Annotated in this window: 7 protein-coding genes; 1 reads left to right on the top strand and 6 read right to left on the bottom strand. The window is 46.6% G+C overall.

All coding sequences use genetic code 11. From position 1 onward, the window contains the following. Position 1 precedes the first annotated feature (1 nt). The 4 genes from nagE to mnmH form a co-directional block, all read right to left on the bottom strand. A complete protein-coding gene (gene nagE, locus AC0VXY_RS05965) occupies positions 2–1450 on the bottom strand; it encodes an N-acetylglucosamine-specific PTS transporter subunit IIBC (protein ID WP_475527281.1) in 1449 nt (482 codons plus the stop codon). A 597-nt stretch (positions 1451–2047) separates the two neighbouring features. Further along, the gene (locus AC0VXY_RS05960; RefSeq protein ID WP_475527823.1) at positions 2048–3535 is read right to left on the bottom strand and encodes a glutamate synthase subunit beta; all 1488 of its coding nucleotides are present in this window, start codon (positions 3533–3535) and stop codon (positions 2048–2050) included. Between the two features lie 17 nt (positions 3536–3552). Further along, positions 3553–8151 carry a glutamate synthase large subunit gene (gene gltB, locus AC0VXY_RS05955; RefSeq protein ID WP_475527280.1) on the bottom strand — a complete coding sequence of 1533 codons (4599 nt, stop codon included), beginning with the start codon at positions 8149–8151 and terminating at the stop codon, positions 3553–3555. Between the two features lie 532 nt (positions 8152–8683). Then, positions 8684–9730, bottom strand: coding sequence for a tRNA 2-selenouridine(34) synthase MnmH (gene mnmH / locus AC0VXY_RS05950; RefSeq protein WP_475527279.1), 1047 nt, complete (start codon positions 9728–9730; stop codon positions 8684–8686). A 279-nt stretch (positions 9731–10009) separates the two neighbouring features. Here mnmH and AC0VXY_RS05945 point away from each other — a divergent pair, with 279 nt between their 5' ends. Then, positions 10010–11560, top strand: coding sequence for a glycoside hydrolase family 10-like protein (locus tag AC0VXY_RS05945; protein WP_475527278.1), 1551 nt, complete (start codon positions 10010–10012; stop codon positions 11558–11560). Positions 11561–11603: 43 nt separating this feature from the next. Here the strand turns inward: AC0VXY_RS05945 and AC0VXY_RS05940 are convergent, their stop codons facing one another. Continuing rightward, a complete protein-coding gene (locus AC0VXY_RS05940) occupies positions 11604–12155 on the bottom strand; it encodes a cysteine dioxygenase (protein WP_435992428.1) in 552 nt (183 codons plus the stop codon). After that, a complete protein-coding gene (locus tag AC0VXY_RS05935) occupies positions 12118–13086 on the bottom strand; it encodes a DMT family transporter (RefSeq protein WP_475527277.1) in 969 nt (322 codons plus the stop codon). Before AC0VXY_RS05935 ends, AC0VXY_RS05940 begins: the two co-directional genes overlap by 38 nt. Positions 13087–13156 lie beyond the last annotated feature (70 nt).

Below are 13156 nucleotides of genomic sequence, written 5' to 3'. Positions count from 1 at the left end.
GCTATCCCCTGATCCTCTCAATCTCATCCGCCACAAACTGGACCGACGTCCCCACAATCACTTGAATACTATTATCCCCAACCACATGTATACCTGGAACCCCAGTCGCTTTAATCCGGTCCTGATCCACAGCACCCATGTCCTTCACTTCCACTCTCAATCGGGTAATACAGTTATCCACGGATAATACATTATCATCCCCGCCGAGTCCGGAGTAGATTTCCTCCGCCATCACAGCAAACTTTTCGTCTTGGGTGAGCACTGCTGCATTTTCCCCCACTGCTTCTTCGCTGTCTTCTTCCCGACCAGGTGTCATAAGATTGAATTTCGCAATCATAAAACGGAATAAGAAATAATAAAGGAAAGCAAATACCACACCTTGAATCAGTAGCATATACGGCAGATTGGCCAATGGAAGCCTTGAGCTCAGAACAAAATCAACGAAGCCTGCACTGAATCCGAAGCCTGCCGTCCAGTGAAAGAAAGATGCGATCGCAAGGGATACCCCTGTCAGCACTGCATGTGCTACATAAAGGGCAGGTGCCACGAACATAAAGGCAAATTCAAGAGGCTCTGTCACTCCGGTGAAAAAGGAGGCGAAACCTGCTGCAAGCATCAGTGACGCAACCTGTTTTTTCTTACCTGGTTTCGCTGCATGATAAATGGCGAGACCGGCTGCCGGAAGACCGAACATCATCACCGGAAAGAATCCCGCCTGATACATCCCCGTCACACCTTTTTCCCCAGTGCCTGACCAGAAGTTCCCGATATCATTGATTCCAGCAACATCGAACCAGAACACGGAATTCAGCGCATGATGCAACCCTGTGGGAATCAATAAGCGATTAAAGAATCCATATAAACCTGCACCTGTAAATCCCAGCCCGCTGATTTCCTTACCGAATGACACAAGAGCTGTGTAAATGACCGGCCAGACAAACAGCATCACCCCTGAAACAACCAGCATAGCAATGGCCGACATGATCGGTACCAATCGTTTTCCGCTGAAAAATGCAAGAGCGTCCGGCAGTCTCACATGACTGAAGCGATTGTACATACTTGCCGCAACTATACCCGACAGAATCCCGACAAATTGATTTCCAATCTTATCGAAAGCCGGATTCACTGCCCCTTTTTCAATCCCCTGTAACAACGCAACGGAATCCGTCGACAGTAATGTGGTAATGACGAGATAAGCGACCAATCCGCTCAGTGCCGCCGATCCATCCTTCGCTTTTGCCATCCCGAGTGCGACCCCAACAGCAAACAGAATCGCCATATTATCAATGATTGATGCCCCCGCCTTGATCAGGAAAGCGGCAATCGGACTATCCGCCCCCCATCCGGACGGGTCGATCCAATACCCGATCCCCATCAAAATCGCCGCAGCCGGCAATACGGCAACAGGAAGCATCAACGAACGACCAATGCGTTGCAGATATTTCATCATTTTGTTATCCCCCTATCAGTCTGTTTTTAAAGATTCCTTGTCTCTTTAATGAGGACAAAGCCCTTCTATAAAAAATATTCCGGCATCCAGTTATTTAGAAGTGGATGCCGGTGTGTATTCAGGTAGATTGATAGGATTATTTTAAATGATTGTAGATGAGGGACGGACCTTGAAGGGGGATTATGTAGTATTGCGATTGGTGATTTCCATAAAACAGAAAAATACGCAATTACTACTTAAAACGACGCAATTAAGACAGAAATGACGCAATCACCTGCTGAAATGACGCAATTATCTCTATGACCTCTTTTGAAAGCTTCTCCAGGACCGTCTAAATCAGAAATTATAGACCTTTTTATAAATTTCAATGCACGTTTAAACCAATATAATTGATACTTCAACATATTCCCGTAGAAAATAGCTACCTCCTTCTCTTTTAAACGAATTTCAGAACCACATCCTCGCAAATATTAGATCATCCCACTATAATTTACTTCTATCATTAAAAAGGCATCCAATGCCCGACAGAGGTCCGTCCCTCAAACAACAAAAACCCCCATCAGGCATCCAGCCCGACGGAGGTCCGTCCCTCTAAAATTAAGGTAATTCAGTTGTGCCCATGAGGTAGCGGTCGCATTCGCGGGCTGCTTCTCGGCCTTCGTTGATGGCCCAGACGATGAGGCTCTGTCCACGACGCATGTCTCCTGCAGCGAAGACTCCATCGACATTGGTCATGTAGTTTCCGTACTCCGCTTTCACCGTGGAGTTACTGTTTGTTTCGACTTCAAGCTCGTTTATGAGGTCTTGCTCCGGTCCGCTGAAGCCAATGGCAAGAAGGACAAGATCTGCCGGCCATACTTTTTCCGTTCCCGGAATTTCATCACGAACCTTGTTTCCTTCTTCATCATAGCGGAGTTTTACGTTAACAGTATGAACTTCCTTGATATGGCCATGTTCATCACCGACAAACTTCTTCGTCATGACAGCGTACGCACGGGGATCATCTCCAAGTACTTCGGCCGCTTCTTTTTGACCGTACTCCACCCGGTGGATGACCGGGTATTGGGGCCAAGGATTGCCCACTTCATCACGCATCGCACCTTTTTTATCATAGATATCAAATTGAGTCAGGCTTTTGCAATTATGTCTAACGGAAGTGGCCAGGCAGTCTGTACCCGTGTCACCTCCACCGATGACGATAACGTTTTTTCCTTCGGCAGAAATATAGTTACCATCTTCCAATTTCGAATCCAATAAGCTTTTCGTATTCGAATGAAGGAAGTCCATTGCATAATGAACGCCTTTCAAATCACGTCCATCCACTTGGATGTCACGGTGAACGGCTGCTCCACCGCATAGGATGACGGCGTCAAAGTTTTTTCGAAGATTTTCGACCGTGTAGTCTTTCCCGACCTCCGTGTTCGTGACAAATTCAATGCCTTCTTCCTCTAAAATATCGACACGGCGCTTCACGACCGAGTGTGGAAGTTTCATTTCAGGAATCCCATACGTCAAGAGTCCGCCTACCCGATCATTTTTTTCAAAAACAGTGACAAGGTGGCCGGCTTTATTCAGCTGTGCGGCTGATGCCAATCCTGCAGGGCCTGACCCGACGACGGCCACGCGTTTACCGGTGCGGAACTCAGGCTGCTCAGGGATGACCCAGCCTTCTTCAAAGCCTTTTTCGATGATCGATCGTTCCACTGTCCTGATCGCCACAGGAGGCTCATTGATCCCGAGCACACATGCCCCTTCACATGGTGCAGGACAGGCGAAGCCGGTGAATTCAGGAAAGTTATTCATCTGATGCTCCCGTTTCAAGGCTTCCTTCCACTGTCCCTGATACACAAGGTCATTCCACTCCGGTATCAGGTGATACACGGGACAGCCAGATGTCGACCCGTTGATCTCCATTCCGGACTGACAAGTGGGAACGCCGCAGTCCATGCAGCGTGCCCCTTGTTTCTTGATTTCTTCTTCCGTAAGAGGAGTGGTGTAATCGTTCCAATCTTTCGTTCTTTCAGCTGGATGCCTCTCAGCCGTTGTCTGTCTGGTATATTCCATGAATCCGGTTGGTTTTCCCATCATATCCCCCTCCCTCTTTATTTCGCGGGTTCCAATACTTTTTTCTCTTCTTTCGTACCTTCTTCAAATGCGGTCATTTCCGCATCAAATTTCTCTAATCCACTATTTTCAAGCTCACTGATCCGTTCTCTCATCTTGAGATAGGATTTAGGAATCACGCGCACAAATTTGGACACGTAAGAATCCCAGTTCGCCAATATTTTCTTTCCATTATTGCTGCTTGTATACTGAACGTATCGCTCGATCATATCGTAGACGTCCTGCATCTCTTCCGGATCAAATAATGGTTGAACGAGGACAAGTTCCTGATTACATCTTGAACGGAAGGTTTCATCTTCGTCCAGGACATAAGCGACTCCACCCGACATGCCGGCGGCGAAATTCCGTCCCGTCAAACCAAGGACGACGACCTTTCCTCCCGTCATGTATTCACAACCGTGATCCCCGACGCTCTCAACGACTACCTGGGCTCCACTGTTACGGACACAGAAACGCTCTCCTGCCACGCCGTAAATATACGCTTCTCCACCAGACGCCCCGTAGAAAGAAACGTTTCCGATGATCGTGTTCCGCTCAGGGATGAATGTAGCGGTCGGATCCGGATGGACGATGATTTTCCCACCTGATAATCCTTTTCCGACAAAATCGTTGGAATCCCCGACAAGTCTCAATGTCAATCCTTTAGGAATATAAGCTCCGAAGCTTTGACCTGCAGAACCCTTGAATGTCAGACGGATCGTATCCTCCGGTAAACCTTCCGCACCGTACCGCTTGGTGATTTCACTGCCGAGCATCGTCCCGGTCACACGGTGAATATTCCGGATCGCCGTCGTCCATTCAACCGGCTCCCCTGTTTCAATCGTATTGCGGCAGCGTGGAATCAGCTCTTGGAAGTCCAATGTTTTCTCAAGCTCATGATCCTGCTTACGCGTCGCATATCTGCCGACTTTCTCAGGTACATCCGGTTGATAGAGAAGGGCTGACAAGTCGATCCCTTTACCTTTCCAATGATCGATTGCTTCGTTCGCTTCGAGGATATCGGTTCGTCCAATCATTTCATTGATCGTTCTGAAGCCAAGTTGAGCCATGAGCTCCCTTGTTTCCTGAGCAACGAAACGCATGAAGTTCGCCACATGTTCCGGGTCCCCGGTGTATTTTTTTCGAAGCTCAGGATCTTGTGTCGCAATTCCGACAGGGCATGTATTCATATGACAGACACGCATCATGACACAGCCAAGGACCACAAGTGGCGCAGTTGAAAATCCGTATTCTTCTGCTCCAAGAAGGGATGCGACGACCACATCACGGCCTGTCATCATCTTGCCGTCCGTCTCAACGACAATCCTGTCACGGAGTCGATTTAACAGTAAGGTCTGATGGGCTTCGGCAAGACCGATTTCCCATGGCAGTCCCGTATGTTTCAGACTGGTTCTTGGTGCCGCACCGGTCCCGCCGTCATATCCACTGATCAACACAACGTCGGCTCTGCCTTTTGCCACACCCGCTGCAATCGTTCCAACACCTACGGCGGATACCAGCTTGACGCTGATCCGGGCCTGCGGGTTCGCATTTTTCAAGTTATAAATAAGCTCGGCAAGATCTTCAATCGAGTAGATATCATGATGAGGTGGAGGCGATATCAACTCTACCCCCGGTGTCGATCCCCTTACTTCAGCAACCCAAGGATAGACCTTTTTACCGGGGAGATGTCCTCCTTCACCAGGTTTGGCCCCTTGAGCGACCTTGATTTGAATCTCATCGGCATTCACAAGGTAGTGACTCGTCACGCCGAAGCGGCCTGATGCTACTTGTTTGATCGAACTGCGCCTTGAATCCCCATTCTCATCTGGAATGAAACGGCTAGGGTGTTCCCCACCTTCTCCTGAATTGCTCCGTCCGCCGATTTTATTCATGGCGATCGCCAATGCTTCATGAGCTTCCTGACTGATGGAACCGAATGACATGGCACCGGTCTTGAAGCGCCGGCAGATTTCTTCGACTGATTCCACCTCTTCAATCGGCACCGGCTTCGTTTCTTTAAACGAAAGTAGGCCGCGAAGGGATTGGAGATTCTGTTTTTCATCTGTCAGCATATTTGAATATTTCTTGAACAGCTCATAATTATTCGTGCGGCATGCATGCTGGAGAGTGTGGATCGTACTTGGATTGTAGGCATGATCTTCTCCATTTTTACGATATTGGAATTCGTCACCGGATTCCAAGGTCCTCTGGTTATCTTTCCGGTCATTGAATGCTTTTCGGTGTCGTAAGAGAACTTCTTTTTCAATGATATCCATTCCGATTCCGCCGAGTCTTGAGGCGGTACGGGTGAAATATTTATCGATGACATCCTTATGAATGCCGACTGCTTCAAAGATTTGGGCACCACGATAACTTTGAATCGTTGAAATCCCCATTTTCGATAGGACTTTGATGACCCCATCTGTTCCCGATCTCACAAAACGCTGCACCGCTTTTTCATAAGTCGTATCTTGAAGCTCGCCTTTTTCAATTAAATCACGCAGCGTTTCATAGGCCAGATACGGATTGATGGCTTCTGCACCATATCCAAGCAGGGTTGCAAAGTGATGCACCTCCCGCGGTTCCCCTGATTCCAGGAGGATACTGACGGTTGTACGCGTCCCCTGACGGATTAAATGATGATGCAGCCCGGAAACGGCAAGGAGTGACGGAATGGCCGCCTTTTCCTTCACCACCCCACGGTCGGATAGAATGAGGAGTGTCGCACCGTCTGCAACGGCCTGGTCAGCTTTTTCGTAAATATCATCCAGGGTCCGTTCAAGCTGGTCTTCTTCTTCGGACACATCAAATAAAATCGATAATGTGACTGCCTTAAAGCCTTTTTCTTTCTGATGACGAAGCTTTTCAAGCTCTTCCCCTGTAATGATCGGTGTCTTCAAATGGATATGCCTGCAGCTTTCAGGACCAGGGTTCACCAGGTTTCCTTCCGCTCCGATTGTTGTACCGACAGATGTGATGATCTGTTCCCGGATCGCATCGATCGGTGGGTTTGTCACTTGGGCAAATAATTGTTTGAAATAGTTATATAGAAGCTGAGGCTTCTTCGATAAAACGGCAAGCGGTGAATCATATCCCATGGAACCGACCGGATCTTTACCATCGGTTACCATCGGCTTGATGATTTTATTCAATTCCTCCGTCGTGTAACCGAATGCCTGCTGCTGAAGGAGCACCTCATCTGAATCCAATCGTGCCACTTGCTGGGGCGCTTCTGGAAGATCGTCAAGTTCAAACTTATTATTATCGAGCCAGTGTCTGTACGGATGCTCGGACGCGACACGGAGCTTGATCTCTTCATCCGGGATGATCCGCCCTTTTTCCAGATCGACGAGAAGCATCTTTCCAGGCTGGAGGCGATCTTTGTACACAATGTCATCGGCAAAAATATCAAGGGCCCCCACTTCGGATCCAAGAACGATCATGCCGCCTTTTGTCACATAGTAACGGGCAGGTCGCAGTCCGTTTCGGTCGAGGCACGCTCCGATTTGCTTTCCATCGGTGAACACCAGGGCTGCAGGTCCATCCCACGGCTCCATCAGACAACTGTGATATTCATAAAAATCCTTCTTCTTAGGATGAATCGTATTGTCGTTTTCCCATGGCTCAGGCACCATCATCATAGCCGTATGGGCAAGAGATCTACCTGATAGATGAAGGAATTCAAAGCAGTTATCGAACATGGAAGAGTCACTGCCTGTCTCATCGATGACAGGTAGGATTTTTTTCAGATCCTCTTCTTTAAAAGCACTTGATTGGCACAGTTTCTCACGTGCGCGCATCCAGTTCACGTTTCCTCGCAATGTATTGAATTCTCCATTATGAATCGTATATCGATTTGGGTGAGATCGTTGCCAGCTCGGGAAAGTGTTTGTACTAAAGCGGGAATGTACAAGAGCTAAAGCTGACCGGAACTCAGGATGGTTGAGGTCAATATAAAAGGAATCGAGCTGTTCCGGGATGAGCATCCCTTTGTACACGATGGTCGTGGAAGACAAACTGCAAAGGTATACATCCTCAAGCCCCTCAATAGTTGCAACTTCTTGTTCAATCCTTTTCCTGATCACATACAGCTTCCGCTCGAAATCCATCGGGGACTCTATGTCTTCCGATACGCCAATGAAGACTTGGCGGATGAATGGTTTAGACTTCGATGCTACTTTCCCTACAAAGGAATCATTGAGTGGAACAGGTCTCCAACCAAGTGTCTTCTGGCCCTCTTCATCAATGATGCGTTCGAATATATCTTTACTCTTCATGCGTTTCTCATAATTTTCAGGGAGGAACACCATCCCGATTCCATATTCTCCTTTACGGGGAAGGATGATGTCTTCTTTCTCACACTGTTTCTTGAAGAAATGATGGGGGATTTGAGTGAGGATACCTGCGCCGTCACCAGTACTCGTATCGGCAGATTGTCCTCCGCGATGTTCTAGATTACATAAAATATTAATGGCATTCTGAACGATGTTATGACTTTTCGTCCCATCGATATTTGCAATCATACCAATTCCACATGCTTCATGTTCTTGCGCAGGATCATACATGCCTTGCGCTACAGGAAGATTCGTTTTCATCCAATGTCCTCCTCTACTAAACTTGTATATTTTTTGAATAATTAACCGGTTAATTAAATTTTCTTAATTTTCGTTAGTATATCATGAAATTTAGAAAAAACGAAAAATTAAGTTAATGGAAAACGTGTATATTTTCCAAAAATATATGTAATGAACAGGAAGAACGTTGATTTATCCATAATACTTTTAACTTAATATTCAGAATCTTTAAAAGCTTGATACAACCATAAAGAAATCGCTTACAATAATTCGTGTCCCTAAGCATATTTCAGCAAATTCCCACATGAATTTTCATGCAAAAACATCACTAAAAAATTTTTTTATCAACAAAATTTTTTCAACCTATCGGGTCTTTGCGAGGAGGGACGGACCTCTATGTATTCAAACGGAACAGCCTTTTCTTTCATTTGCTTAAATCCTTCTTCTTTTCCCTCATGGTGACCTTTTCAAACCAAAAGAAAGAGGGACGGACCTTCGAAAATTCGAAGGTCCGTCCCTCTTTCTTCTTAAATAAAACTCATGGGCAAAGGGCTCAGTGATTGGAAACCAAGGGGCTTTTCTCAGGAAGGAGCTTCTTGATTTCTTGGTATGCTTCTTCGATTGAATTCACCTTAACCGTGGTCTTTCGATCCTCGGGATATTGATTCCACATATGCAAGTACCTCGGGTCATAATAGTATTCGATGAGCAGTTCCAATATCCGCTCATAATTTCTCTCTTGCAGCTCAAGCTCAGCCTCGATTTCATTTGCAATCGGACTGTGAATCCGCCTCTTGATGGACCTGAACCCTTTCACAAACTCTTCATGGTGTTCGTGGAGGCGGTACTCTTCTAGGATATGTTTGACCCTCTCTTTCATAGGCATTTGGATGAAAATATGAAATGCCTCTTCCTTCTCCTGAATAAGAAAATCAGGCAGGAGAACCTTTCCAATCCGCTTACTTTCTGCTTCAAATAAAAGAAAAGGAGAGTCCTGCTTCTCCATCAGTTCCCGAAGGAGGAGCGAATCGAAAGTTTTCTGGTTGTTGGCCGTGAGTCCGATCTCTCCAAAGGTGGACCCTCTATGGTTGGCGAGGCCTTCAATATCAAGAACCGGATATCCTTCTTCTTGAAGCTTCTTCAAAATCGCGGTTTTCCCGGTGCCTGTCCCACCATTCAGTACAAAAGAAGCAGGCTTCATTTCAATATTCTCAAGCCCCTTCAGCACCCAGTGGCGATATGCCCTGACGCCACCCAGGATACGGGAGGTCCTGATCCCCATCAGGTCAAGGAAAGTAGCGGCCGCTTTGCTTCGCATACCTCCCCGCCAGCAAAATACGACGATTTCCCCCTCAAGTTTCTTGAACTCATTAATGAATCGGGGAAGCTTACCTGAAAAAATCTCCAGACCCCGGTCCGTTGCCACTTCCTTACTCACTTGCTTATATAATGTCCCTACTTCTGCTCTTTCTTCGTCATCAAATACCGGAATATTCAGGCTGCCCGGAATCGTCATTTCCCTGTATTCAGAAGGAGACCTTACGTCCACGAATGTATACTTATCTAAATCGCATTGATCGATCGGTAGATCTTTGAACATGTCATCCTCTCCCTTTTTACATTTCACTTCTATTTTACACCACTTCCGTATTCATTCTTTCCCTTTTTATTCTTTTTAGAACGATTCACCTGGTTCTTTCCTCCCGTTAACCGGCTGAATATTCAGTTTTTTTCACCTCATTGGTACTATATACCAGAGTAATAGAACCCCTTATAATGAAAATAGAAATAATATTTCATGTTTTTATTAAATTTCATGAAGTATTATTTTAATAAAATGAAAGCGGTTTCTTACCAACCGTAAGAGAGGAGTAGAGAAATGAAAGCAGTAAAGTACATGATTATGGCCGTGATGTTGTTCTCACTGGCACTTCCCTTTTCTACCGGGAAAGCGAAGGCATCCGGCACGTCTGAACCGAAGCATGAGATGCGGGCTGCGTGGATTGCGACAGTGACGAATATCGACATGGAGCCTGGAATGGACAAGCAGGAATTTACGGATTGGGTGGTGAACACCCTGGACGAATTGAAAGAATTGAACTTCAATACGGTGATTTATCAAGTCAAGCCGACTGCCGATGCCTTGTATCCTTCTGAACTCGCTCCATGGTCCCAGTATATTACGGGTGATGAGCAGGGAACCGATCCAGGCTATGACCCACTTGCCATCATGTTAGATGAATCACATAAACGAGGAATCGAAGTACACGCATGGGTGAACCCTTACCGGATCACGATGCCGAATCAAACGATCGAGTCTCTCGCAGATGATAACGTTGCCAAGCTTCACCCCGAGTGGGTACTGAAATATGGAAAACAATACTATCTCAATCCCGGAATTCCCGAAGTACAAGATTACTTGATTGATACAGTTAAAGAACTAGTAAGCAACTACGACATAGAAGCCGTTCATATGGATGATTATTTCTATCCATATAAAATTGCAGGAGAAAGCTTCCCAGATCAAGATACATACGAGAAATATGGCAGCACATTTGCCAATATCGATGATTGGAGACGGAACAACGTCGATGAACTGGTCGCTGATATCAACACTGAAATCAAAGGAATCAAAGACTATGTCCAATTTGGGATTTCCCCATTTGGCGTGTGGAGAAATATCGCCGATGATCCGACTGGAAGCGAAACAGAGGCGGGACAAACGAATTTCGATGACCTGTATGCCGACACCCGCCAATGGATCAAGGATGGAAGCATCGACTACATCACCCCGCAAATCTATTGGTCCAGGAAACTCGCCGTCGCCAACTACTCCGTCCTACTCGATTGGTGGAGCCGGGAAGTGAATGAGTATTCCTATGAACATCCGGTCAATCTGTACATCGGAATGGCCGATTATAAGGTCGGGGACAACTTTGACCAGGAATGGTTCAATCCTTATGAACTGCCGGGGCAAATCATGGACAACCGGGCTAACGGAACGGCCCTCGGCCAAATGCATTTCTCCTTAAGACAAATTTTCGAAAATCCACTTGGGTACGCTGACATCTTACGTAATGAAGTATATACGGAGAAGGCTTTGACGCCTGCCACACCTTGGAACAATGATGACCTTCCGAAGAAACCGAACAACGTGAAGGCTGATAAGCAGAAAGACAGTATCACGTTGACCATCGATGATAAGAAGCATTCCGATGCGAGAAAATATGTCATCTATCGCTTTGACGGCGTGAAAGAAGGAGACTACACGAACTCTGCAAATATTGTGGATGTCGTGTACTCTCAAGAAGGCGTTACGACGTATAAAGACACTTCTGCTGCAGAAGGTGGAATGTACACTTATGGTGTTACCTCCGTATCTCCGACAGGTGTGGAAAGTAAAGACGCGAAAACAGTGAGAGTACGATAATCATAGAAAGAAGCGTTTCCCCGTAATGGAGAAACGCTTCTTCTTATTTTATCTGTATTTCCCTTACCTTTTCCCTCATATGATCCGGCCACCATGCCCCGCATTCATCGGATACCACACAGGCCGCACACTTCTCCAAATCGTACACCATCATCCCTTGAATGGGCGGTGAATAGAGGTGGAGAGTCACAAGATTCCCTGCACTCCCCTTTTTCATTTTATGAACCCCTTTCTTCGGTGCAAAAAAGAAGGAGCCTTCCCTATATTCCCGGTCAAATAACTCCTGAGGAAGCTGGTTATCCTTCACTTCAAAGATCGTGTTGACGGAAGTCCCATTCATCACCTGGATCCATCCCTTCGAATCCCCGTGATCGTGTGGGGCACATTCCATGTCGGACCAATTCATGACGAGGAGCTCCACTGCTTCATTTTGATAAAGGAGCTTTCGATAATAAGGTTTTCCTTCCGGAGACTCCAGATACGGCTGTAAATCCTCAAAACGTATATTCAGAGACTGCAAGACTTCCTTCAGTTCTTTCGTTGAAGGATGAGACAATTCATCCAATCGCTTCTTTATCCGTTCCTTTATGGACACTTCGGATCCCCCCTGATGTTATCGTTTCCTCCATAGAAACCGATGAAGGACAGAAACCATCTGGCCATTGACAATGACAACTCCTGACTCCACCCAGGATGCTTATGAGAAAAATTTTCTCATGCAGAAGAAGAAGCGCCGCAACGAGGGTCGTGACAGGCTCCAAATAGAGAAACATCGATACCTTGGACGCATCCAATACTTCCAATGCCTTCGCCCAGTACCAATACGCGATCCCCGAAACGAATACACCGAGGAACATCAAGTGTGCCCACTCTACATTTGATAGTTGGGAAATGCCTTCCCAGCCGCGGTTGCGAATGAGAAACGGGATGGTCAAACTGAATCCCAGCAGGCTCATATAAAAGGTAATCACGAGGGATGGGAGCTCAATGCGTAGTTTTTTCAGAAGCACAGAGTATACCGCCCAGTTCAATGTACTGAGAATCATCAGGAGATACCCGATATTGGCAGCAAATCCGATCGACTGTCCGCTCCCCGCAGTCGTTACCATCAGCACACCCGTAATCGCAATGATCATCCCCAGCGCTTTAGGGAGAGTCATTTTTTCATGTAGGAACATCACAGAGAGGATGACGGTGAACACCGGAGAAAATGAAATCATCCATCCTGCCGTCGATGCATCAATGTTCAGGAGGGCCGTCGCCTGGATGACTTGGTGAATGAAGACCCCGAGGACCCCAAGGATGATCAAGTGAGGGATATACTTCAGAGGGATGGTGAGTTTGTATCCTTTTAGTAATAGAAGCATGAGCAGAAACAGAGCTCCGATTCCAAAGCGGAGGACGAGGAGCGTATAGGGATCAAGGGTACCCAGCACCGCTTTCGTCGATACGAAGGATATGCCCCAGAAGCTGATTGACATTGTGGCATATAGGGACGCGGCTGCCTTTGTTTTCACTGAGATCATGGACGGTGCATCCTTTCTGGACATGGTTTCTTTTTATCAAGGTATGCTCGTCCCGGGGAAAGATGCGCAG

The sequence above is a fragment of the Rossellomorea sp. QJM3NY_18 genome (assembly GCF_056173145.1).
This window is presented reverse-complemented; position numbering and strand designations above follow the sequence as displayed.